This is a genomic window from Ewingella sp. CoE-038-23, from assembly GCF_040419245.1.
In the GTDB taxonomy this organism is placed as follows: Bacteria; Pseudomonadota; Gammaproteobacteria; order Enterobacterales; family Enterobacteriaceae; genus Ewingella; species Ewingella allii.
Genome location: NZ_JAZHOH010000001.1, coordinates 1,357,723 through 1,381,864 on the forward strand (window position 1 = coordinate 1,357,723; position 24,142 = coordinate 1,381,864).

Consider the following 24,142-nt stretch of genomic DNA (forward strand, 5'->3'; position numbering starts at 1 on the left):
CACTGCTCTGCTTAAGTAAAGCCCTCCTTTCTTGATAGCAAACAAAGTTTGCTAACCACTAATGAGTAATATCCCCTGCGTAAGAGTGGGTATAAATCATCTGATCATAACGTCTTAGCCCGCTCTCCCTTACCTGATAACTGATCTTCAATGCCCGTGTCGACATGGACTCGCTATCAGGAAAATCACATGGAGCAGAGCATGCGGGATAAAAAGCCAACACAACCTGTCGAAAAAGGCGGTATCAGCCGCCGTACCCTGATGAAATCATCAACTCTTGCCGGGCTAGCGCTGGCTTCGGGGAGTGTCTGTTTACCATTCAGCCGCAAAGCCGTCGCCGATGCCATCCAACCCGCTGCCCATCAGGCAGCAGAGAAAGTGGTCTGGGGCGCGTGCTCGGTCAACTGCGGCAGCCGCTGCGCTCTGCGGCTGCACGTGCGCGACGAAGAAGTTTATTGGGTTGAAACCGACAACACCGGCAATGACCAGTATGGCGATCATCAGGTGCGCGCCTGCCTGCGCGGGCGCTCTATTCGCCGCCGCATGAATCACCCCGAGCGACTCAACTACCCGATGAAGCGAGTAGGCAAGCGCGGCGAAGGCAAGTTCAAACGCATCAGCTGGGATGAAGCTTTCGACGAAATTGCCAATAATTTAAAGCGAATCGTCGCCAAGTACGGCAATGAAGCGGTTTACATCAACTATACGTCCGGTATCGTCGGCGGCAATATTACGCGCTCCTCGCCTTATGCCTCTTTAGTGGCCCGTCTGATGAACTGCTACGGCGGCTTCCTCAGCCATTACGGCACCTACAGTACCGCGCAGATCAGCTGCGCCATGCCTTACACCTATGGCAGCAACGACGGCAACAGCACCTCAGATATTGAAAACAGCAAGCTGGTAGTACTTTTCGGCAATAACCCGGCGGAAACGCGCATGAGCGGCGGCGGGATCACTTACTACCTCGAACAGGCCCGCGAGCGATCTAATGCGCGCATGATTGTCATCGATCCGCGCTATACCGACACCGCCGCCGGGCGCGAAGATGAGTGGATCCCCATTCGTCCGGGCACCGACGCCGCCTTGGTCGCCGGCCTGGCGCACGTGTTAATCACAGAAAATCTGGTCGATCAAGCCTTCCTCGACAGCTATTGCATCGGTTATGACGAGAAAACGTTGCCAGCAGGGGCACCAGAAAATAGTCATTACAAAGCCTATATTTTAGGGACAGGGACAGACGCCACGGCGAAAACCCCGGAGTGGGCTTCGCATATCACCGGTATTCCGGCCGAGCGAATTATCAAGCTGGCGCGTGAGATGGGTCAGGCGAAACCGGCCTATATTTCTCAGGGCTGGGGGCCGCAGCGCCAAGCCAACGGCGAGCTGACTTCGCGGGCTATCGCTATGTTGCCAATCCTGACCGGCAATGTGGGCATCAACGGCGGCAACAGCGGAGCGCGTGAGTCCACTTACACCATCACCATTGAGCGCATGCCGGTATTAACCAATCCGGTGAAGACGCAGATCTCCTGCTTTAGCTGGACCGACGCTATCTTCCGCGGTCCGGAAATGACGGCCGAAAAAGATGGCGTTCGCGGCAAAGCCAAGCTGGACGTGCCGATCAAGTTCATCTGGAACTATGCCGGTAACACCATCACCAATCAGCATTCGGACATCAATAAAACCCACGACATTCTGCAAGACGACAGCCAGTGCGAAATGATTGTCGTGCTGGAAAACTTCATGACCTCCTCGGCGAAATATGCCGACATCCTGCTGCCAGATCTGATGACCACCGAGCAGGAGGACATCATCCCGAATGATTACGCTGGCAACATGGGGTATCTGATCTTCATTCAGCCCGCCACCAAACCCAAGTTTGAGCGCAAAGGCATCTATGAGGTGATGAGTGAAGTCGCCCGTCGCCTTGGTCCAGAGGTACACAGCAAGTTTACGGAAAACCGTACCCAGCGCGAATGGCTTCAGTATCTGTACGCCAAAATGCTCGCCAAAGATCCGACATTACCGGCCTATGAAGAGCTGCGCCAGATGGGTATCTATAAGCGCAAAGACCCGAATGGCCACTTTGTCGCGTATAAAAAATTCCGCGAAGACCCGCAGGCTAACCCGCTGAAAACCCCTTCCGGCAAGATTGAAATCTACTCCTCGGCGTTGGCGGATATCGCCTCGCGCTGGGAGTTGGAGAAGGACGAAACCATCAGCCCGCTGCCGGTTTATGCCTCGACCTTTGAAGGCTGGGATGACCCAATGCGCAGCCAATATCCGCTGCAGATGTTCGGATTCCACTACAAGGCGCGTACCCACTCGACCTACGGCAATATCGATATTTTGCAAGCCGCCTGCCGTCAGGAGGTATGGATCAACCCACTGGATGCACAGGGCCGTGGCATTAAAAACGGCGACGCGGTGCGCGTATTTAACGGGCGAGGAGAGGTGCGAGTGGCCGCCAAGGTGACGCCAAGGATCATGCCGGGCGTGGTGGCGATGGGGCAGGGAGCCTGGCATCAGGCCAACATGGCCGGAGATCGCGTCGATCATGGCGCCTGTATGAACACCCTGACCACGCATCGCGCCTCGCCATTAGCCAAGGGCAATCCGCAACATACCAATCTGATTCAAATAGAAAAAGTGTAAACCGAGGCAATGGACCAAGAGATCCATTGCCCATCTAGCCATACCAAGTTTCGCCTCTGGGCAACACCCGTGAGGATATTTAGGAGCAAGTAATGTCGATAAACAAACAAGGGAAAGCGTCGCAGGGCGCGGGGTTAAGCCGCCGCACCTTGATGAAAAGTTCCGCTCTGGTTGGCCTGGCCGCCGCTGCCGGTGGCATCTCGTTGCCATTCCGACAGGCACGCGCCGACCAATCGCCAGCCACGGCTACCGCTCAGAATGAAAAAGTAGTCTGGAGCGCCTGTACCGTGAACTGCGGCAGCCGCTGCCCGCTGCGGATGCACGTGGTTGACGGCGAAATTCGCTATGTGGAAACCGATAACACCGGCAATGACGATTATGAAGGGCTGCATCAAGTTCGTGCCTGCCTGCGCGGCCGCTCCATGCGCCGCCGCGTGTATAACCCGGACCGCCTGAAATACCCGATGAAACGAGTCGGCGCGCGCGGCGAAGGCAAATTCGTGCGCATCAGCTGGGAGGAGGCTTTCGACACCCTCGCCGGCAGCATGAAGAAGATCATCAGCCAGTACGGCAACGAAGCGATTTATCTCAACTACGGCACCGGCACGCTGGGCGGCACCATGACCCGTTCATGGCCACCGGGCGCGACGCTGATTGCCCGCCTGATGAACTGCTGCGGCGGCTACCTCAATCATTACGGCGACTACAGCTCGGCGCAGATTGCTGAAGGACTGAACTACACCTACGGCGGCTGGGCGGATGGCAACAGCCCGTCGGATATTGAAAACAGCAAACTGGTAGTGCTGTTCGGCAACAACCCTGGCGAAACGCGGATGAGCGGCGGCGGGGTGACTTACTACATTGAACAAGCGAGGCAAAAATCCAAGGCGCGGATGATTATCATCGATCCGCGTTACACGGATACTGGCGCAGGCCGTGAAGATGAGTGGCTGCCGATCCGCCCTGGCACCGACGCCGCACTGGCCGCCGCGCTGGCCCACGTGATGATCAGCGAAAATCTGGTCGATCAGCCCTTCCTCGACAAATACTGCGTTGGCTACGACGAGAAAACCCTTCCTGCTAGTGCGCCGAAGAATGGTCATTATAAAGCCTATATTCTTGGGCAGGGCGCGGACGGTATCGCTAAAACCCCAAGCTGGGCGGCCAAAATTACCGGCATTTCGGCTGATAAAATCATCAAGCTAGGCCGCGAAATTGGGCAGGCCAAACCGGCGTTTATCACCCAAGGCTGGGGGCCACAGCGCCACTCCAATGGCGAAACCGCCACTCGCGCGATAGCCATGCTCGCCATACTGACCGGCAACGTGGGCATTAACGGCGGTAACTCAGGGGCGCGTGAAGGCTCTTACAGCTTGCCTTTTGTACGCATGCCGACCTTCGAAAACCCGGTTCAGACCAGCATTTCCATGTTTATGTGGACCGACGCGATTTTCCGCGCCACGGAAATGACTGCCACCCGCGACGGCGTGCGCGGCAAAGAGAAGCTGGATGTGCCGATTAAGTTCATCTGGAACTATGCCGGTAACTGCCTGATAAACCAGCACTCCGACATCAACCGCACCCACGATATTCTTCAGGATGATAAAAAGTGCGAGATGATTGTGGTGATTGATAACCACATGACTTCCTCGGCCAAATACGCCGATATCGTGCTACCGGACTGTACCGCCTCTGAGCAGATGGATTTCTGCCTCGACGCCTCGGCGGGCAACATGTCCTACGTGATTTTTGCCGATCAGGCCATCAAGCCGCGTTTTGAATGCAAAAACATTTATGAAATGACCAGCGAACTGGCCAAGCGCATGGGCGTGGAGCAGAAGTTCACCGAAGGGCGGACGCAGGAAGAGTGGCTGCGCCATCTCTACCTTCAATCCATGCAGGCTATTCCGGCGCTGCCGGATTTCGACACTTTCCGCCAGCAAGGCATGTTCAAACAGCGCGACCCCCAGGGCCATCACGTGGCTTATAAAGCCTTCCGCGAAGACCCAGTGGCAAACCCGCTGGCTACGGCGTCGGGCAAAATCGAAATCTATTCTGCCCAACTGGCAGACATCGCCGCTACGTGGCAGTTGGAAAAGGATGATGTGATCGACCCTCTGCCTGTCTACGCCGCCGGTTTTGAAAACTATGACGACCCGCTCGCCAGCACCTATCCGTTGCAATTAACCGGCTTCCACTACAAGGCCCGCGTGCACTCCACCTACGGCAACGTCGACCTGCTCAAAGCGGCCTGCCGTCAAGAAATGTGGATCAACCCATTAGACGCCGCGGCGCGGGGTATCAGCAATGGCGATATGATCCGCATTTTCAACGCGCGTGGTGAAGTGCAGATTGCCGCCAAAGTGACGCCGCGCATGATGCCTGGCGTGGTGGCTCTCGGGGAAGGGGCCTGGTACTCGCCGGACAGCAAGCGCATCGACCGCGCCGGCAGCATCAACGTTCTGACTTCACAACGGCCTTCCCCTCTGGCGAAAGGTAATCCTTCTCATACCAACCTTGTGCAAGTGGCGAAGGTTTAAAGGACTAAATTATGACAACCCAATACGGTTTTTATATAGATTCAAGCCGCTGCACCGGGTGCAAAACCTGCGAGCTGGCCTGTAAAGATTTCAAAAACTTAACGCCGGACGTCAATTTCCGCCGCATTTATGAATATGCCGGCGGCGACTGGCAGCAGGACGGCGACGGCTGGCATCAAAACGTCTATGCCTACTACCTCTCTATCTCCTGCAACCACTGCGAAGACCCGGCGTGCACCAAAGTCTGCCCGAGCGGCGCGATGCATAAACGCGAAGATGGCTTCGTGGTGGTCAATGAAGAGGTGTGCATCGGCTGTCGCTATTGCCACATGGCCTGTCCTTACGGCGCGCCGCAGTACAACGCGGCTAAGGGGCACATGACTAAGTGTGATGGCTGCTACGAGCGCATTGCCGAAGGCAAAAAGCCGATTTGTGTCGAATCTTGCCCGCTGCGCGCGCTGGATATGGCACCGATTGAAGAGCTTCGCGAGAAATACGGCACGCTGGCGCAGGTCGCTCCACTGCCGGGCGCGCACTTTACCAAGCCGAATATTGTGATTAAGCCGAACGCGAACAGCCGCCCGGTGGGCGACACCACGGGTTACTTAGCTAACCCGAAGGAGGTTTAAGATGGGAAACGGATGGCATGAATGGCCTTTGATGGTCTTTACGGTGTTAGGCCAGTGCGTGGTCGGCGGTTTTATTGTGCTGGCGATCGCGCTGTTGGGGAATAGAACGCGGGAAGAGACGCGCCGCATTCACCTTTCTATGTTCTTTCTCTGGGTGCTGATGGCGGTGGCGTTTATTGCTTCAGTGCTGCACTTGGGGTCGCCGCTGCGCGCCTTCAACTCGCTAAATCGCCTTGGCGCATCGCCGCTGAGTAATGAGATTGGCAGCGGCTCGCTCTTCTTCGCTTTGGGCGGCATTTACTGGCTGCTGGCGGTGTTGAATAAAATGCCGCAGGCGCTGGGCAAGGTTTGGCTGGTGGTCACTATGCTGGCGGGCGTTGGCTTTGTTTACGCCATGTGCCGGGTGTATGAAATCGACACCGTGCCGACCTGGGACAATGCTTTCACGGCACTCAACTTTGCTCTTACCGTGCTGATTGGCGGCCCGCTGCTGGGCTATTTGCTGCTGCGCGGCGCGAACATCCAAGGGTGCGGACTCAGGCTGCTGCCGATGATTAGCGTAGTGGCTCTGGTGGCGAGTATCGCGGTGATGATGATGCAAAGCGCCAGTCTGGCAGGCATTAACAGCTCGGTACAGGCCGCTTCGGCGCTTATCCCGCAATACGGCGCGCTCTCGGTATGGCGCGTGGTGCTGGTGGTACTCGGGCTGGGCTGCTGGATTTGCCCACTGGTGATGCGTAAACGCCCGGCGGTGGCCTCGCTGGTTCTGGCCTTCGTGCTGGTATTTGCCGGTGAGCTGATCGGACGCGCCATTTTCTATGGTCTGCATATGACCGTGGGTGTTGCCATCGGCAGCTAAGCTTCACAGGGCCCGCGCCGTCTTGAGGCCGCGCGGGCTAAAAACGAGTCAACTATGTCTACTGAAACTATCGCCGTAACTGGCAAAGTGCTGGGCGCACTGCTTTACTTCCCGCCCGATTCACCGCAGGTTTTCCCGCTGATCCAATGGCTGCAAGAGGGGGCGTGGAAAAGCGAATGGCCCTATTTAACGGCTAACGCTGCGGCTGATATCGAGGCTTTATTGCAGCAAAGTTTGAGTGAGGAAGAGTCCTGCGAAGAGGCGTTTCAGCGGCTGTTTGTCGGGCCGTACGCCTTACCGGCTCCGCCTTGGGGCTCAGTCTATCTGGATAAAGAGAGCGTCTTGTTTGGCGATTCAACCCTCAAACTGCGCGAGTGGATGCGCCAGCGCGGCATTGAATCTCAGCTTGTTCAGGCCGAACCCGAAGATCACATTGGCTTAATGCTGATGATGGCCAGCTGGTTGGCGGAAAACGATCCCCAGCACCTTGACGCGTTTTTGGCCGAGCACCTGCTGCCTTGGTCATCGCGCTATTTGTCCTTACTCGAGCAAGGCGCGGTGCATCCGTTTTATCAAGCCGTAGCGCGTCTGGCGCAAGTCACGCTGGATGGCTGGCAGCAGTTCTGCCCATTGGCCGTGGTTGAGCAGGAGCTTTACCGTTAATGAGCGATTCGCGTGATGCCAATTACTATCGGGCGTGGATGAGTTCGCGGGAAGTTAGCCGTCGCGGGCTGTTTCGCGGCTTCTTCGCCTCCGGCCAGCGCGCCGTTGAAGACAATCGCGATGCCGGCGTGTTAGTTCGCCAGTGCGCTCGCCCGCCACAGGCCATCGCCGAGCCGCTTTTTTTACAAGCGTGCGATGGCTGCGGGGCGTGCCGCGATGCCTGCCCGATGGGCATCATCGCCGTGGAACAGGGCAAGACCAGGCTGGAAATTGAGTACGCCGAGTGCGACTTTTGCGGCGCTTGCACTCACGCCTGTCAGCGCGGGGCATTAGAGGCGACGGTGGTGATGGATACCGGGCTGCGTCCGGTTATTTCTCAGCAGTGTCTGGGACGCCTCGATAACTTGTGCAGAATGTGTGAAATAGCCTGTCCACGGACGGCAATATTTTTTAATCAACATAATCAACCGGCGATAAATAACGATAACTGTAACGGCTGCGGTAAATGCAAACTCGTTTGTTATCATGGTGATATTAGTTTGTCATTACAGCCTTCATGAGTTCTTAGCGTTGGATTGATTAGCGTTTTAAATCATCGACTCACAGTTTGTGCTGATACCGATTTTCAGCCAATTGACTTTTAAATCGCCAGTGGCATGATGCGCGCAATTTCTTCGCTTCTTGGTCGCCAACTTCCCTATGTCCGCCTACTCTCGCCCGGTAATTTTATTATTATGTGGGCTACTTTTGCTGACGGTTTCTATCGCTGTACTCAGTACACTAGTGCCGCTTTGGCTCAGCCATGAAATGCTGCCTACCTGGCAGGTCGGACTGGTGAGTTCATCCTATTATTCGGGCAACCTGGTGGGCACGCTGATCGCCGGGGTGGTGATTAAAAAGCTCGGCTTCAACCGCAGTTATTACCTCTCCTGCATGGTGTTTGCCGCCGCGACCGCCGGACTGGCACTGTCAATGAGCTTCTGGAGTTGGATCAGCTGGCGCTTTATGGCCGGTGTGGGCTGTGCGCTGATTTGGGTCATTGTGGAAAGTGCTCTGCTGCGCAGCGGGACAGTGCGTAACCGTGGTCAGCTGCTGGCGGCCTACATGATCATCTATTATATCGGTACCGTGGTCGGACAGCTGATGCTCGGCATAGTCTCGACCGAGCTGTTCAGCGTGCTGCCGTGGGTGACATCGCTTATCGCCATTTCCATCCTGCCGCTGCTGTTCACCCAGATAACCAATCAGGACAGCGAGCTGCCGCGCACCTCTATTTGGCCGATGCTAAAACGCCGCAGCGCGCGCTTGGGTATCAACGGCTGCGTGATTTCAGGCATTATTCTCGGCTCGCTGTACGGCTTAATGCCGCTGTTCCTTAACCATCAGGGCATGAGCGATGCTGACGTGGGATATTGGATGGCGTTGCTGGTCAGTTCGGGGATCATCGGACAGTGGCCGGTAGGGCGTTTGGCCGACCGTTATGGTCGCCTGATTGTGCTGCGTGTGCAGGTGTTTGTGGTGATCCTTGGCAGTATTGCGATGCTCAGTGGCTATGCGATGGCGCCAACTCTGTTTATCCTCGGCTGCGCGGGCTTTACTCTCTATCCGGTGGCGATGTCATGGGCCTGTGAGAAGGTCCATCCGGAAGAGCTGGTGGCGATGAATCAGGCGCTGTTGATGAGTTACACCATCGGCAGCCTTGCCGGGCCAACCATGACCGCGATGCTGATGCAAAACTATTCCGACCGTCTACTCTTTGTGATGATTGCCGCCGTGGCTCTGGTTTATCTGGTGGTGCTGCTGCGTAAAGCTGACAAACATCAGACTCCGGTGGCAACCGCCTAAAGCCAACTCACGGTAAACAGACATAAAAAAGCCCGAACCTTCGGGCTTTTTTGTTTGTGCGGATAGGGAAGGGTTAGTACATCACTTTGTGGCCGTAGCCTTCAAGAATGCCTTTCACTCTGTCCATGATCTCTTTAGTTGGCGGGTTTACGCCGTCCAGACCATAGGTCTCGCCCATGGCGGTCCATTTGTGTTTACCCAGCTCATGGTAGGGCAGCAGCTCAATCTTCTCGATGTTGGTCATGTCTTTGGTGAACTCACCGAGCAGATGCGCCGATTTGTCATCATCCGACCAACCCGGAACCACTACATAACGGATCCAGGTACGCTGATTGCGTTTTGCCAGATAACGGGCGAATTCCAGCGTGCGGTGGTTCGACACGCCAACCAGATTCTGGTGAATATCGTCATTCATCTGTTTGAGGTCGAGCATGACTAAGTCAGTCACGTCGAGCAGCTCATCAATTACCGGGTCATAACGACGAACAAACCCGTTGGTGTCGAGACAGGTATTGATGCCTTCTTTCTGGCACGCGCGGAACCAGTCGCGCACGAATTCAGCTTGCAGGATCGCTTCGCCACCCGAAGCCGTAACCCCGCCGCCCGAGGCGTTCATGAAGTGGCGATAGGTGACCACTTCACTCATTAAATCTTCAACATTGATCTCTTTGCCTCCATGGGTGTCCCACGTATCGCGGTTGTGGCAATACATGCAACGCATCAGGCAACCCTGGAAGAACACAATAAAACGTATGCCTGGGCCATCTACCGTGCCACAGGATTCATAAGAGTGGATGCGACCTTGAACTGACATTGCGGGTTTTTCTCCAATATTGACCAATAAGTTGCAGTCTAAATGCGCGGATGCTGGCCTGGCAGAGATAAACTGAAAGTAACCCCATATCCTTGAGGATTCTCTGGTTGCTACTTGTTAATAATAACAGACAATTAGTAAGGTTGATTGCTATAGCATCGCGGATTTGCTTTGCCAGAAGCCTCTGTCATTAAGACTCTGGCAAAGCAGACTTATTCTATAAAGTCTTCATCAAAGAGCAGGGCTTGATGTTAAAAAGGCTCCACGGTTGTGGAGCCTTTATGTTTTGCGGCTAACTTACCGCCGTATTACTTACAGCGTTTTGGTGAAGGTACGGGTGATCACGTCTTGCTGTTGTTCTTTGGTCAGCGAGTTGAAACGCACTGCGTAACCAGATACACGGATGGTCAATTGCGGATATTTTTCCGGATTTTCCATCGCATCTAACAGCATTTCACGGTTCATCACGTTGACGTTCAGGTGCTGACCGCCTTCGATGTTTGATTCGTGGTGGAAGTAACCATCCATCAAGCCAGCAAGGTTGGCTTTACGGACATCATCATCTTTACCCAGCGCGTTTGGCACGATGGAGAAGGTGTATGAAATACCGTCTTTCGCGTAAGCAAACGGCAGTTTAGCGACGGAGGTCAGAGAGGCAACGGCACCTTTCTGGTCACGACCGTGCATTGGGTTAGCACCCGGACCGAATGGAGCACCGGCGCGGCGACCATCTGGCGTGTTACCGGTTTTCTTACCGTAAACCACGTTAGAGGTGATGGTAAGAACAGACTGAGTTGCCACAGCGCCGCGGTAGGTACGCAGTTTCTGAATTTTCTTCATGAAACGTTCTACCAGGTCACAAGCGATGTCATCTACACGAGAATCGTTGTTACCGAACTGCGGATATTCACCTTCGATTTTGAAGTCAGTCGCCAGACCGTCTTCGTCACGAATGGTCGTCACTTTGGCGTATTTGATTGCAGACAGGGAGTCAGCAGCCACGGACAGGCCTGCGATACCACATGCCATTGTGCGATAAACATCACGGTCGTGCAGCGCCATCAATGCAGCTTCGTAGCTGTATTTGTCGTGCATGTAGTGAATGATGTTCAGGGCAGTCACGTACTGTTTTGCCAACCAGTCCATGAAGTGGTCCATGCGGTCCATGACTTTGTCATAGTCCAGCACTTCATCCATCATTGGCGCTTCTTTCGGGCCAACCTGGATTTTCATTTTTTCATCAACGCCGCCATTGATGGCGTACAACATGGTTTTCGCCAGGTTGGCACGTGCGCCGAAGAACTGCATTTGTTTACCAACAACCATTGGGCTTACGCAGCAAGCAATTGCGTAGTCATCGTTGTTGAAGTCAGGACGCATCAGGTCATCGTTTTCATACTGTACGGATGAAGTATCGATTGAGACTTTCGCTGCGTATTTTTTGAAGTTCAGTGGCAGTTTTTCTGACCACAGGATGGTCATGTTTGGTTCCGGTGAAGGACCCATGGTGTACAGCGTGTTCAGGAAGCGGAAGCTGTTTTTGGTCACCAGAGTACGGCCGTCAACGCCCATACCTGCCAGAGATTCCGTTGCCCAGATTGGGTCACCGGAGAACAGTTCATCGTATTCAGGAGTACGCAGGAAGCGAACCATACGCAGTTTCATAACCAAGTGGTCAATCAGCTCTTGTGCAGCTTCTTCAGTCAGGGTGCCAGCTTTGATATCACGCTCGATGAACACGTCAAGGAAGGTAGATACGCGGCCGAAGGACATTGCTGCACCGTTCTGAGATTTAACCGCGGCCAGGTAGCCGAAGTAAGTCCACTGAACAGCTTCTTGTGCGTTAGTTGCAGGACCTGAAATGTCGTAGCCATATTTCGCTGCCATTTCTTTAATCTGGCCCAGTGCGCGGTGTTGCTCAGAAATCTCTTCGCGCAGTTGGATGGTCATTTCCAGATTTACGCCATTTTCCAGGTCATTTTGCAGAGACTGGAACTGTGCGTATTTGTCAGCCATCAGGTAATCAATACCGTACAGCGCAACGCGACGGTAGTCACCGATGATACGGCCACGGCCGTAGGCATCTGGCAGACCGGTCAGAACACCGGATTTACGGCAGTTCAGGATGTCTTTAGTGTAAACATCGAAAACGCCTTGGTTGTGGGTTTTGCGGTATTCGGTGAAGACTTTTTTCAGCGCTGGATCCAGTTCACGGCCATAAACTTTACATGAACCTTCAACCATCTTAATGCCGCCGAATGGGATCAGGGCACGTTTCAGAGGAGCGTCAGTCTGCAGACCGACGATGGTCTCGAGAGATTTGTTGATGTAGCCCGCATCGTGAGAGGTGATAGTTGCCGCGACATCGGTATCAAAATCAACTGGAGCGTGGGTGCTGTTCTCCAGTTTGATGCCTTCCATCACTTTTTCCCACAGGGTAGAAGTCGCTTCAGTTGCGCCAGCTAAGAAAGACTCATCACCTTCATATGGGGTGTAGTTTTTCTGAATGAAGTCACGGACGTTAACTTCATTCTGCCATTCGCCAGCACTAAAACCTTGCCATGCGTTGGTCAATTTTTCATTGAGCTTGGACATTATGCACCTACCTTCTAATTTGGCTTTCTTTATAAATCGGTTTGTAAACTTGTTGTGACCAGCAATTCACAGAACTTAGTGTTTTTGCTCATCACGGAGATAAATTACCCAGTACGTCAATCCGACCATTAAACCGCCACCAATGATGTTGCCGATGGTGACTGGGATCAGGTTGTCGATGATAAAGTTACTGATATTCAACTCTGCAAACTGTGCAGGTGTGGTACCAATCGCCTGCCAGAACTCAGGGGAAGCGAAGTTTTTAATCACGATACCGAGAGGGATCATAAACATGTTGGCGATGCTGTGTTCGAAGCCGCTGGCAACGAACATGCCGACAGGGAGGATCATGGCGAACATTTTGTCCATCAGGCTGCGGCCTGAGTAACTCATCCACACCGCCAGACAGACCATCAGGTTAGCCAAAATGCCGAGGCATACGGCTTCGATGAATGTGTGATGCATTTTATGGTCGGCGGTTTGTAGGACATTAAGCCCCCACAGGCCGTTATCAACCATATATTCACCCGAGAACCAGATGAGGGCGACAAAGAACAACGCGCCAATCAAGTTACCAATATAGACATTGACCCAGTTACACGCCAATTGGCCCCATGTGATTCGGCCGCTGGCCTTGGCTATCACAATCAGTACCGTAGAAGTGAAAAGGTCAGCTCCGCACACCACGACCAACATCAGGCCGAGAGAGAAGCAGATACCGCCGACTAATTTAGCCAGACCGAAAGGGACGGCTGCAGTGCCTGTGGTAGAGGTGATATAGAAAACAAATGCAATTGAGATAAAGACACCAGCGGTTATCGCTAAATAGAATGTTTTCAGCGGTTGTTTAGTGGCTTTATAAACACCAGCATCTTCGGCGACTTTCGCTGTAGCTGCGGGTAACAATAAATTGAAGGGGTTGTCAGCTTTCACAGTAACTCTCTCTGTAAGGGTTATCTACTGCACAACGAGATACTAGCAAAGCAGTATAACGTAAAAATTGACTTGGATCATAAGGGGGGGTTATATCCGAGCTGGGAGCTTATACCAAAGGAGTAAATTATGCCTTATCTTTTTGAAAAATAAAGAATAAAAACATTTTAAATCTTACAAAAAAAGTTGAATTGCCTTTTTGATGGTGAGAAAGAAATGTTAAAGTTTGAGGGGCAATGTAATGAAATCATTTCTTATTGTGCATATTATCTGCGATATTTTTTAATGGTTAGCAGAAGTGAAATAAAAAATAAGCGGGGAAATTAAAAATAGTTAAGACATAAAATTAAGCAGCAAATTGAATGAGTAGTCAAATAATCATATCGATGGTTTTTAATGCAAAAAAAACGGTTCCAGATTTTTGGTATTTAGGATTAAAAAACCGGCAGACAGGGCTACCGGTTTGGATTTGCTCAAGAAAGAGTGAAGCGAATTACTTCTTCAGCCAGTAACGGCGTTTAGCCGCCTGCAGCTTCTCATAGGCCGCTAGCAGTCCTTGATGGGACGGCAGGGCTTTCAGGTCAGCATCTACGGCAAACAGCCCATAGAAACGCTCTTCACCGCTGATGGCAGCCGAGGCGTGATCGACAGCATCCTGACCGTACATTTTGACGAAGGCGCCATAATACTGGGCCGGGTCGCGATCTTCTTCTAATGAGAGTTGCAGCAGGGTTTGCAAGCAACGGTAATAGTTGTTGCGCTCATCGCTGTAAACGGATGAGTTAAACTCGTGCGCCCACTCGGCCCAGGTCAGTGCCTGATCCAAGTCGCCGCCGGCCAAGGCCAGCATGGATTTCAGCTCGCCTACGCGCAGGGTGTACCAGCCGTTATCTTTGCCGCTGGCAATGCCCAGCAACTCGCGAACGCGGGTGAAGTCGTCCAGACCTTCGTCGTCCATCTGGGTGATCATTTCCAGATAGGTTTCCTGTGAGAAATCACTGTCTGGCAGAGCCAACAGCTGCTCGCGCAGGTGAGCGCCCATGCTGTTGTTGGCTAACAGCAAGTCTTCCGCCGGGTAGATGTCTGACATGCCAGGCACGATGATGCGGCACGCGTAAACGTCTAAGTGCTCGTAATCAGCGATATACACTTCAGCATCTTCTTTATCGAAGATTGCCATCAGCGTGGCGAACTCTTCTTCGGTGGTGCCGCTGAAGCTCCAGTCTGCAAACGGATAGTCCGCATCTTGCTTGAACATGTCCCATGAGATCAGGCCGCTTGAATCGATGAAGTGAGTTTCCAAGTTGGCGTGTTCAGCCACTTCTTCATCATCAAAGGTGGGTGCAGTAAACACATCCAGATCTTTCAAGCTACGACCTTGCAGCAGCTCGGTCACGGTACGTTCCAGCGCCACGCCAAAGTCCGGGTGCGCGCCGAAAGAGGCGAAACAGGTACCATTGGATGGGTTGAACAGCACTACGCAGATAACCGGATAGTTGCCGCCCAGAGAGGCGTCATAAGAAAGAATGGGGAAACCTTCTTCTTCCAGCTTGGCAATGGCTTCCACCACGCCCGGATAGCGCGCCAGCACGTCAGCAGGGATTTCCGGCAGACTGATTGACTCAGCGATAATGCGGTTTTTAACGTAACGCTCGAAAACTTCGGACAGCCCCTGAACGCGCGCTTCGTTAGCGGTGTTACCCGCAGACATGCCGTTGGAAACATATAAGTTGCCGATGATGTTCATCGGGATATAGACGGTTTGCAGGTCAGATTGGCGAGTGAACGGCAGGGCGCAGATCCCGCGCTCCGGGTTGCCGGACTGCAGGTCTACCAAATCGCTGCCGGTAAGCTCTTTATCGGCATCATAAAAATCATGCAGACGCTCATCCAAAATCCCCGCTGGCAGGCTGTTATCTGCTGGGATTGGGAACCATTTCTCGTTTGGATAATGCACGAAATCGCCATTGGCAATCTCTTTACCCAGATAGAAATCGGCGAAGAAATAGTTGGTCGACAGACGCTCGAAATATTCACCTAAGGCAGAAGCCAATGCCGCTTTTTTACTGGCACCTTTACCGTTGGTAAAGCAGAGCGGGCAGTCGCGATCGCGAATATGTACCGACCAAACGTGGGGTACAGGATTCAGCCATGAAGCCTCTTCAATATTGAAACCGAGGTCGGCGAGTTTTTGTTGGAAGCGGGAAATAGAGTCTTCCAGCGCGGCGTCTTTACCAGGAATAAAAGTTTGCGTCATTGAGTTCACTTTTGAGCGTTCTAAAAACGCGCAATGATACGGGGTTTTGGCCTATAGCTCCACGTATTCATACAGCTATTGCGTGCACGGGATAAAGCATCAGCAACATAGTCTTTATTTTTCATTTTTTAACGATTTAAACGCGGTGAATGGGGTGATATTCAAACGACAGCAATGTGATCCTGCTCTCAGGAACAATAAGCGTTGCAGACTGCTTGTATCGAATGATAAAACCGTTAAATTGATTGTATCGATGGTTAGCTCAGTGGAGTGGTGAGGGGAAATGACTCAGGTTTATAATTTCAGTGCAGGTCCGGCAATGATCCCGGCAGAAGTGTTACGTCGTGCGCAACAAGAATTATGTAATTGGCATGGTTTGGGCACGTCTGTGATGGAAATCAGTCACCGTAGTAAAGAGTTTATTCAGGTTGCCGAAGAGTCGGAACGTGATATCCGCGAGCTGATGAATATCCCCTCGAACTACAAAGTCCTGTTCTGCCACGGCGGCGCGCGCGCGCAGTTCGCTGCGATCCCACTGAACTTACTGGGTGATAAAACCACCGCTGACTATATTGACGGCGGCTACTGGGCACATAGCGCGGTCAACGAAGCGCAGAAATACTGCACGCCAAACGTTATCGATGTGACAACCACCGTCGACGGCAAACGCGGCATTTTGCCGATGAGCCAATGGGCGTTGAACAAAGATGCCGCCTACGTTCACTACTGCCCGAATGAAACCATTGATGGCGTCGCGATTGATGAAGTGCCTGACTTTGGCGACAAACTGGTCATTGCTGACTACTCGTCATCTATTTTATCTCGTCCGGTAGACGTGAACCGTTTTGGCGTGATTTATGCCGGCGCGCAGAAAAACATCGGCCCGGCTGGCCTGACACTGGTGATCGTGCGCGAAGATTTGCTGGGCCGTGCTCGCAAAGAATTGCCTTCGATTCTTGATTACACCGTGCTGGCTGAAAATGACTCCATGTTTAACACGCCGCCGACCTTCGCCTGGTATCTGTCTGGCATGGTCTTCAAATGGCTGAAAGAGCAGGGCGGCCTGCGCGAAATGGAGAAGCGTAATCGGGCGAAAGCTGAATTACTCTATGGCACTATCGACCGTTCTGATTTTTATCGTAACGACGTGGCTCAGGCCAACCGTTCGTGGATGAACGTTCCTTTCCAAATGGCGGATGCGTCTCTGGACAAACTGTTCTTAGAGCAGTCGCAGAAAGCGGGCCTGCATGCTCTGAAAGGGCACCGCGTTGTTGGCGGAATGCGCGCATCGATTTATAACGCGATGCCGATTGAAGGTGTTAAAGCATTGACCGATTTTATGGCTGATTTCGAGAAAAGCCACGGTTAATCATCTGTAATAATCGCCGTGCGCAGCATGGCTTGAAAATGACCTCGGCCTGAAATCCGGGGTCATTTTATGAATAAAGAATAATGGAGAAAGCGTGGAATCCCTGACATTACAACCCGTTGCATTGGTTAACGGCACTATCAATTTACCGGGCTCAAAAAGTGTTTCCAACCGTGCACTTTTGCTGGCGGCCTTTGCCCAGGGTACAACCCGCTTAAATAACTTACTCGACAGTGACGATGTGCGTCACATGCTCAACGCGCTGACCAAACTGGGCGTGACTCACCGCCTGTCAGCAGATCGCACGCATTGTGATATTGACGGCTTAGGGGGAGCTTTCCAGCCTTCTGAAGCTTTAGAGCTGTTTTTAGGTAATGCGGGCACCGCGATGCGTCCTCTGGCCGCAGCCCTGTGCCTCGGCGCGCATGACGTGGTGCTGACCGGCGAGCCGCGCATGAAAGAGCGCCCAATTGGCCATCTGGTTGATGCTTTGCGTCAGGGCGGAGCGGAGATTGAGTACCTCGAACAAGAAGATTACCCACCCGTGCGCCTGCGCGGTGGATTCAAAGGCGGCGAAGTTACGGTCGATGGCAGCGTTTCCAGCCAGTTCTTGACCGCGTTGCTGATGACCGCGCCTCTGGCGGCGGCAGATACTACTATTCGCATCAAAGGTGATTTGGTTTCCAAGCCTTACATCGATATCACTCTGAATCTGATGAAGACTTTCGGCGTGACGGTAGAGAACCAGAACTACCAAGAGTTCCGCATCAAAGGCCAGCAGACCTATGTCTCTCCGGGCACCTATTTAGTCGAGGGTGACGCTTCTTCAGCTTCTTACTTCCTGGCCGCGGCAGCCATCAAAGGCGGCACCGTTCGCGTGACCGGCATTGGTAAAAACAGCATGCAGGGCGACATTCGCTTTGCCGACGTGCTGGAGAAAATGGGTGCGAAAATCACCTGGGCTGAAGATTATATTGAATGCTCTCGTGGCTCTCTGACCGGGATTGATATGGATATGAACCATATCCCTGACGCCGCGATGACCATTGCTACCACCGCGCTATTCGCACAAGGCCCGACCACGTTACGCAACATCTACAACTGGCGCGTAAAAGAGACTGACCGTCTGGCAGCGATGGCAACCGAGCTGCGCAAAGTGGGTGCCATAGTGGAAGAAGGTGAGGATTACATTCGCGTTGAGCCGCCGCAGTCTCTGACCTTCGCTGAGATTGGTACCTATAATGATCACCGTATGGCGATGTGCTTCTCGCTGGTGGCGCTGTCGAATACGCCGGTGACCATTCTTGACCCGAAATGCACCGCGAAAACTTTCCCTGACTATTTCGACAGACTAGCTGGCATTAGCACTCTGGCGTAACTCCCAAGCTGTATCTGGGTTTCAGCGATAACGGGCATCAGTCGATGCCCGTTTTTTTATGCAGTAATGAACTATTCTTCTTCAGACATAGTCTGCTTTTTCGCCAACTGGATGATGTGGGGTAACAGTTGACGCAAAGGCAGCGTATAATGCCGCTCCTGAATTAGCCTTATCGGGTTAATGATGAGGGTTTACCCCACCCAAAGGAGACAGAAATGACGGCTTTAGCCCCGGTAATTACCGTTGATGGGCCAAGTGGCGCAGGTAAAGGCACCTTGTGCAAGGCGCTGGCAGAGGCTCTGGAATGGCGTTTGCTGGACTCTGGTGCCATTTATCGCGTTTTAGCACTGGCTGCTTTACATCATCAGGTTGATATTGTCTCTGAAGATGCTTTGGTGCCGCTTGCCGCACATCTTGATGTGCGTTTTGTGGCTCAGGATGGGCAATTAAAAGTGATTTTAGAAGGTGAGGATGTCAGTAATGAAATCCGCACCGAAACGGTAGGAAACACCGCGTCACAGGCTGCCGCTTTCCCTCGGGTTCGCGAAGCGTTATTGCGCCGTCAGCGCGCATTTCGTGAGGCCCCAGGGCTGATTGCCGATGGCCGAGATATGGGCACCGTGGTGTTCCCCGACGCGCCGGTAAAGATATTCTTAGACGCCAGTGCGGAAGAACGTGCAAACAGAAGAATGCTACAGTTGCAGGAAAAAGGCTTTAGTGTTAACTTTGAACGTCTTTTAGCCGAGATAAAGGAACGGGATGACCGTGACCGTAATCGTGCTATAGCGCCTTTGGTCGCTGCTTCTGACGCGCTTTTGCTGGATTCAACCAGCATGTCGATCGACGAAGTTATCCAACGTGCGCTGGCTTATGCCACTGAAATTCTAGGATTGCCGCAAAAACAAACCCGGTGATCGAGCTTGTTAACTGGTGCTGAATAAAGGTTCAGCGCCAGTTTTAGCTATAGTTTTTTTTAACCTCGCCGCAAGGATCTGTAGCGGGGCATTTGAAACAACCCCATCCAGCAGGATGCCAGATGGACGTTAAACTTAAGAACCTAAAGATTATCAACATGACTGAATCTTTTGCTCAACTCTTTGAAGAATCCTTAAAAACAATCGAAACCCGTCCGGGTTCCATCGTTCGTGGCGTTGTTGTGTCTATCGACAAAGACGTAGTACTGGTTGACGCCGGTCTGAAATCTGAGTCCGCTATTCCAGCAGAGCAGTTCAAAAACGCACAGGGCGAACTGGAAATCCAGGTTGGCGACGAAGTTGATGTTGCGCTGGACGCTGTTGAAGACGGCTTCGGTGAAACTCTGCTGTCCCGTGAAAAAGCTAAACGTCATGAAGCATGGCTGATGCTGGAAAAAGCTTACGAAGAAGCTGCAACTGTTACCGGTGTTATCAACGGTAAAGTTAAGGGCGGTTTCACTGTTGAGCTGAACGGTATTCGTGCGTTCCTGCCAGGTTCACTGGTAGACGTTCGTCCGGTACGCGACACGCTGCATCTCGAAGGCAAAGATCTTGAGTTCAAAGTCATCAAACTGGACCAGAAACGCAACAACGTTGTTGTTTCTCGCCGTGCAGTAATTGAGTCTGAGAACAGCGCAGAGCGCGATCAACTGCTGGAAAACCTGCAGGAAGGCATGGAAGTTAAAGGTATCGTTAAGAACCTCACTGACTACGGTGCATTCGTTGATCTGGGCGGCGTTGATGGCCTGTTGCACATCACTGATATGGCTTGGAAACGTGTTAAACACCCAAGCGAAATCGTCAACGTTGGCGACGAAATCACTGTTAAAGTTCTGAAATTTGACCGTGAGCGTACTCGTGTATCCCTTGGCCTGAAACAGCTGGGCGAAGATCCATGGGTTGCTATCGCTAAACGTTACCCAGAAGGTACTAAACTGACTGGTCGCGTTACTAACCTGACTGATTACGGCTGCTTCGTAGAAATCGAAGAAGGCGTTGAAGGTCTGGTTCACGTTTCTGAAATGGACTGGACTAACAAAAACATTCACCCATCTAAAGTTGTTAACGTGGGCGATGTAGTTGAAGTTATGGTTCTGGATATCGACGAAGAACGCCGTCGTATCTCCCTGGGTCTGAAGCAATGTAAAGCTAACCCATGGCAGCAATTCGCAGAAACTCACAACAAAAACGACCGTGTTGAAGGTAAAATCAAGTCAATCACTGACTTCGGTATCTTCATTGGTCTGGACGGCGGCATCGACGGCCTTGTTCACCTGTCTGACATCTCCTGGAACGTTGCAGGCGAAGAAGCAGTACGTGAATACAAAAAAGGCGACGAAATCGCAGCTGTTGTTCTGCAAGTTGACGCAGAGCGCGAGCGTATCTCCCTGGGCGTGAAGCAACTGGCTGAAGATCCATTCAATAACTACCTGTCTGTTAACAAGAAAGGTACTATTGTTACTGGTAAAGTCACAGCAGTTGACGCCAAAGGTGCTACAGTTGAATTGGCAGGCGGCGTAGAAGGTTACCTGCGTGCTTCTGAAGCTTCTCGCGACCGTATTGAAGACGCAACTCTGGTTCTGAGCGTTGGTGATGAAGTTGAAGCTAAATTCACCGGTGTTGATCGTAAGAACCGCGTAGTAAGCCTGTCCGTCCGTGCTAAGGATGAGTCAGACGAGAAAGAAGCAATCGCCGTGGTTAACAACAAACCAGACGAAAGCAACTTCTCTAATGCTATGGCTGAAGCGTTCAAAGCGGCAAAAGGCGAGTAATGACGGGGGGCGGTATTTATATCGCCCCGAAACGGTAGTTTAGCTGCAAAGCTTGGAGGTAATATGACCAAGTCTGAACTTATTGAAAGACTTGCTGGCCAGCACTCTCATGTCCCGGCGAAAGCCATTGAGGATGCAGTGAAAGAGATGCTTGAACATATGGCTGCAACTTTAGCTGATGGCGAACGCATTGAGATCCGTGGGTTTGGCAGTTTTTCTCTTCACTACCGTGCTCCGCGTGTTGGTCGTAACCCAAAAACTGGCGACAAAGTGGAGTTGGACGGTAAGTACGTTCCGCATTTCAAGCCGGGCAAAGAGTTGCGCGATCGCGCGAATATTTATGGTTAAGACTTCGGTCTGACATAAATTATGCCTATAGCGAACCAAAAACGGTGTCTTTTTAAGACACCGTTTTTTTTATTTTTGCTCATCTCGCTCCACAATTGCGTGACGTCTCGCATCCTTCCTCTCTGCCTCTTGTTCTCCCCATCCCGCAAAACCATACTTCCGCCAACCTATTTTGCTGGAAAAAACAGCAACGAGTTTTTATCTCTCGCCAAATAATGCAGTAAGGACGCCACATCAAAATCTCAATGGATGAGATAGCGCTGGCTGCGATCGCCGGAATGCTGCCACTGATTTTTCTTCCCCAACTGCCGGGCTTCTATGCCTGTCTTTTCATGGCCCTTGGCGTGATAGGCGGTGGGAGGATTAACCGTAGATTGTCGCTACTTGTCGCCATTATTTTGCTGAGCCTGCTGTGGGGGACGCACAATGGACACTATTTACTTAAGCAAACCGAGAGCCTGAGTCTGGGCAAGAAAGAGGTGATTGCCGAGCTAAAAACGATAAATTTGCATCAATCAGGTAGTCAGTTAGTCATCTTTAAAATCGAAAGAGTCGACGGTGAGTTACTCTTTCCTCCGATTTATTTTCGCAGTCGTTGGGAGGGGGAGGGTAACTTCTGCGCTGGCCAAAAGTGGCAGCTAAGCGTCAATTTACGCCCAGTCCACGCCCTGCTAAATGAGGGTGGGTTCGATAGCCAGCGCTGGGCATTAGCCAACCGCTGGCCTTTAACTGGCAGGATCAGCAGCAGAACGCTCATCAGCCCCGAATGCAGTCTGCGCCAGCGTCTAATTTCCCACGTGCAACAGGTTATCACTCCCTTGGGGAACAGCGCGGTGCTAATGGCTTTAGCCTTTGGCGAGAAGGGGCTGATAAAAGCCGAAGACAAAATGCTGATGCAGCGAACAGGCATTGCTCATCTGATTGCTATCTCAGGGCTGCACATCGGCATAGCGGCCTGGTTTGGCTATGTGTTGGCGCGAGCGCTGCAATTCTTATTACCGATTAAATATATCGATTATCGCTTCCCACTCATCGCCAGCGAGTTATTCCTGCTGACCTACACCTGGTTGGCAGGAGGTAACGCCCCCGCCGTGAGGGCCGCCGTGGCGCTTTCACTATGGCTGCTATTGCGATTCATGCGAGTTAAATGCCATCCGTGGCAAATATGGCTGTGGTGCGTCGCGCTAATAGTGATTAGCGACCCGATGAGTATTCTTTCGGATAGCTTCTGGCTCTCCTGTTTCGCGGTGGCGGCCCTGATCTTCTGGTTTCAGTGGGCGCCTTTACCGCAGCGAGTAGGGCACTCATGGCGCTGGGCTGCGGTGCGCTGGGCCCATTTGCAGCTGGGAATGACGATTTTGCTGCTACCTCTCCAAGTCGGCCTGTTCCACGGCGTCAATCTCTCTTCTTTCGCCGCGAATATGTGGGCCGTGCCTATCGTTTCGCTATTTACCGTGCCCTTGGTACTGCTAGGCGTAATTTGCTCAGGTGCACTGCCAGCCCTTGTTACAGAGAAAATGTGGCTAATGGCAGACCAGAGCTTGTCGCTGGTATTTTGGGGCGTGCAGAGATTCTCAGGTGGCTGGTTCTATTTAAGTGAGCCAGCCGTCGCACTCACTTTGGCAGGGTGGGGGAGTGTGATTGTCTGGCGCCTGGGGTGGCTTAGGATTTTCCCCGCCACCGTAATAGGCCTGGCCTCGGTGCTAATGGTCTGGTTCTACAGGACGGATGGAGAGAATTGGCGTGTGGACATGGTGGATGTCGGCCATGGCCTTGCCATGTTGATCAGCAAAAACGGCAAGGGGGTGTTATATGATACTGGGAACCGCTGGGAGACGGGTTCGGCGGCCGAGATGAATATTCTACCCTTGATCAGATGGCGCAATATTCAGCTTGAACAGATCATTATTAGCCATGCTCACGCCGACCATCGCGGTGGTTTAGACGCCATAATGCGGGCATTTCCTTCGGCGACTCTAAGGGAAAGCGTGATAGGTTCACCACTGCCTTGCCATGCTGGTATTACTTGGGAGTGGCAAGGGCTGTCCTTTGCTGCGCTTTGGCCGGAAAGGGCGGGAATCATGTCCGGCAATGATGACAGCTGCGTCGTGAGGGTCAGTGACGGGAATTTCAGTGTTTTACTGACCGGAGATATTGAATCAGGCGCTGAACGCAAAATTGTTTCAAGATATCGCGGGGCCTTAGGCTCGACGGTGTTGCAGGTTCCTCATCATGGCAGCAATACGTCATCAACACCGCCGTTTTTGCGCGCTGTCGCACCGGAACTGGCGATTTCTTCCTCATCTCGCTTCAATAAGTGGCATCTCCCCGCGCAAAAAGTGATGGCAAGGTATCGAAATGCCAGACTAGCCTGGCGTGATACCTCACGCTCAGGCCAGTTATCTGTTCATTTTTATGACAAATATTGGCGCGTGGAAGGATTCAGAGAGCAAATATTTCCTCGTTGGTATCATCGTCGGTTTGGCGTATCAGGTGATAATGAGTAGAATG

17 protein-coding genes are annotated in these 24,142 nt (G+C 52.4%); 13 read left to right on the forward strand and 4 right to left on the reverse strand.

Features of this window, described 5'->3' with window-relative positions; genetic code table 11:
- The first annotated feature begins 201 nt into the window (after positions 1-201).
- From ynfE to V2154_RS06510, 7 genes are all read left to right on the forward strand, one after another.
- The gene (gene ynfE, locus V2154_RS06480; RefSeq protein WP_353503932.1) at positions 202-2,655 is read left to right on the forward strand and encodes a selenate/tellurate reductase subunit YnfE; all 2,454 of its coding nucleotides are present in this window, start codon (positions 202-204) and stop codon (positions 2,653-2,655) included.
- 92 nt (positions 2,656-2,747) lie between these two features.
- The gene (gene dmsA, locus V2154_RS06485) at positions 2,748-5,195 is read left to right on the forward strand and encodes a dimethylsulfoxide reductase subunit A (protein WP_353501539.1); all 2,448 of its coding nucleotides are present in this window, start codon (positions 2,748-2,750) and stop codon (positions 5,193-5,195) included.
- Between the two features lie 11 nt (positions 5,196-5,206).
- Positions 5,207-5,824, forward strand: coding sequence for a DMSO/selenate family reductase complex B subunit (locus V2154_RS06490; protein ID WP_100937623.1), 618 nt, complete (start codon positions 5,207-5,209; stop codon positions 5,822-5,824).
- A gap of 1 nt (position 5,825) precedes the next feature.
- Complete coding sequence (locus tag V2154_RS06495) at positions 5,826-6,683, forward strand: dimethyl sulfoxide reductase anchor subunit family protein (RefSeq protein ID WP_353501540.1); 858 nt, start codon at positions 5,826-5,828, stop codon at positions 6,681-6,683.
- A gap of 54 nt (positions 6,684-6,737) precedes the next feature.
- On the forward strand, positions 6,738-7,346 hold the full coding sequence (gene dmsD, locus V2154_RS06500; RefSeq protein ID WP_353501541.1) for a Tat proofreading chaperone DmsD: 609 nt from the start codon (positions 6,738-6,740) through the stop codon (positions 7,344-7,346).
- Positions 7,346-7,906 (forward strand): ferredoxin-type protein NapF, encoded by a 561-nt coding sequence (napF, locus tag V2154_RS06505; protein ID WP_353501542.1) that lies wholly within the window; start codon positions 7,346-7,348, stop codon positions 7,904-7,906. Before dmsD ends, napF begins: the two co-directional genes overlap by 1 nt.
- 139 nt (positions 7,907-8,045) lie before the next feature.
- Complete coding sequence (locus tag V2154_RS06510; RefSeq protein ID WP_353501543.1) at positions 8,046-9,191, forward strand: MFS transporter; 1,146 nt, start codon at positions 8,046-8,048, stop codon at positions 9,189-9,191.
- A gap of 73 nt (positions 9,192-9,264) precedes the next feature.
- Here V2154_RS06510 and pflA read toward each other — a convergent pair whose 3' ends face one another.
- The 4 genes from pflA to ycaO all read right to left on the reverse strand — a co-directional run bounded on the left by pflA (position 9,265) and on the right by ycaO (position 15,790).
- On the reverse strand, positions 9,265-10,005 hold the full coding sequence (pflA, locus tag V2154_RS06515; RefSeq protein WP_034789169.1) for a pyruvate formate lyase 1-activating protein: 741 nt from the start codon (positions 10,003-10,005) through the stop codon (positions 9,265-9,267).
- A 312-nt stretch (positions 10,006-10,317) separates the two neighbouring features.
- Positions 10,318-12,600: a formate C-acetyltransferase gene (gene pflB, locus V2154_RS06520; RefSeq protein WP_353501544.1), complete on the reverse strand. Its 2,283-nt coding sequence runs from the start codon at positions 12,598-12,600 to the stop codon at positions 10,318-10,320.
- A gap of 75 nt (positions 12,601-12,675) precedes the next feature.
- On the reverse strand, positions 12,676-13,533 hold the full coding sequence (gene focA / locus V2154_RS06525; RefSeq protein WP_353501545.1) for a formate transporter FocA: 858 nt from the start codon (positions 13,531-13,533) through the stop codon (positions 12,676-12,678).
- A 493-nt stretch (positions 13,534-14,026) separates the two neighbouring features.
- A complete protein-coding gene (ycaO, locus tag V2154_RS06530) occupies positions 14,027-15,790 on the reverse strand; it encodes a 30S ribosomal protein S12 methylthiotransferase accessory factor YcaO (protein WP_353501546.1) in 1,764 nt (587 codons plus the stop codon).
- A gap of 283 nt (positions 15,791-16,073) precedes the next feature.
- On the opposite strand from ycaO, the gene serC reads away from it, so the two are divergent.
- The 6 genes from serC (at position 16,074) to V2154_RS06560 (ending at position 24,138) form a co-directional block, all read left to right on the forward strand.
- Positions 16,074-17,159 (forward strand): 3-phosphoserine/phosphohydroxythreonine transaminase, encoded by a 1,086-nt coding sequence (gene serC, locus V2154_RS06535; RefSeq protein ID WP_353501547.1) that lies wholly within the window; start codon positions 16,074-16,076, stop codon positions 17,157-17,159.
- Positions 17,160-17,253: 94 nt separating this feature from the next.
- On the forward strand, positions 17,254-18,537 hold the full coding sequence (gene aroA, locus V2154_RS06540) for a 3-phosphoshikimate 1-carboxyvinyltransferase (protein WP_353501548.1): 1,284 nt from the start codon (positions 17,254-17,256) through the stop codon (positions 18,535-18,537).
- A 215-nt stretch (positions 18,538-18,752) separates the two neighbouring features.
- Complete coding sequence (gene cmk / locus V2154_RS06545; protein ID WP_353501549.1) at positions 18,753-19,451, forward strand: (d)CMP kinase; 699 nt, start codon at positions 18,753-18,755, stop codon at positions 19,449-19,451.
- 158 nt (positions 19,452-19,609) lie between these two features.
- A complete protein-coding gene (gene rpsA, locus V2154_RS06550; protein ID WP_100935605.1) occupies positions 19,610-21,283 on the forward strand; it encodes a 30S ribosomal protein S1 in 1,674 nt (557 codons plus the stop codon).
- A 63-nt stretch (positions 21,284-21,346) separates the two neighbouring features.
- A complete protein-coding gene (ihfB, locus tag V2154_RS06555; protein WP_034789191.1) occupies positions 21,347-21,631 on the forward strand; it encodes an integration host factor subunit beta in 285 nt (94 codons plus the stop codon).
- Between the two features lie 245 nt (positions 21,632-21,876).
- Positions 21,877-24,138, forward strand: a complete 2,262-nt coding sequence (locus V2154_RS06560) for a ComEC family protein (RefSeq protein WP_353501550.1) — start codon at positions 21,877-21,879, stop codon at positions 24,136-24,138.
- Positions 24,139-24,142 lie beyond the last annotated feature (4 nt).

Excerpts from the sequence above, each read along its gene's own strand:
- V2154_RS06560 (WP_353501550.1), top strand. The coding sequence starts at position 21,877 with ATGGATGAGATAGCGCTGGCTGCGATCGCCGGAATGCTGCCACTGATT.
- serC (WP_353501547.1), top strand. The coding sequence starts at position 16,074 with ATGACTCAGGTTTATAATTTCAGTGCAGGTCCGGCAATGATCCCGGCA.
- ihfB (WP_034789191.1), top strand. The coding sequence starts at position 21,347 with ATGACCAAGTCTGAACTTATTGAAAGACTTGCTGGCCAGCACTCTCAT.
- pflA (WP_034789169.1), bottom strand. The coding sequence starts at position 10,005 with ATGTCAGTTCAAGGTCGCATCCACTCTTATGAATCCTGTGGCACGGTA.
- dmsA (WP_353501539.1), top strand. The coding sequence starts at position 2,748 with ATGTCGATAAACAAACAAGGGAAAGCGTCGCAGGGCGCGGGGTTAAGC.
- ycaO (WP_353501546.1), bottom strand. The coding sequence starts at position 15,790 with ATGACGCAAACTTTTATTCCTGGTAAAGACGCCGCGCTGGAAGACTCT.
- dmsD (WP_353501541.1), top strand. The coding sequence starts at position 6,738 with ATGTCTACTGAAACTATCGCCGTAACTGGCAAAGTGCTGGGCGCACTG.
- V2154_RS06495 (WP_353501540.1), top strand. The coding sequence starts at position 5,826 with ATGGGAAACGGATGGCATGAATGGCCTTTGATGGTCTTTACGGTGTTA.
- rpsA (WP_100935605.1), top strand. The coding sequence starts at position 19,610 with ATGACTGAATCTTTTGCTCAACTCTTTGAAGAATCCTTAAAAACAATC.
- ynfE (WP_353503932.1), top strand. The coding sequence starts at position 202 with ATGCGGGATAAAAAGCCAACACAACCTGTCGAAAAAGGCGGTATCAGC.
- V2154_RS06510 (WP_353501543.1), top strand. The coding sequence starts at position 8,046 with ATGTCCGCCTACTCTCGCCCGGTAATTTTATTATTATGTGGGCTACTT.
- cmk (WP_353501549.1), top strand. The coding sequence starts at position 18,753 with ATGACGGCTTTAGCCCCGGTAATTACCGTTGATGGGCCAAGTGGCGCA.
- napF (WP_353501542.1), top strand. The coding sequence starts at position 7,346 with ATGAGCGATTCGCGTGATGCCAATTACTATCGGGCGTGGATGAGTTCG.
- V2154_RS06490 (WP_100937623.1), top strand. The coding sequence starts at position 5,207 with ATGACAACCCAATACGGTTTTTATATAGATTCAAGCCGCTGCACCGGG.
- pflB (WP_353501544.1), bottom strand. The coding sequence starts at position 12,600 with ATGTCCAAGCTCAATGAAAAATTGACCAACGCATGGCAAGGTTTTAGT.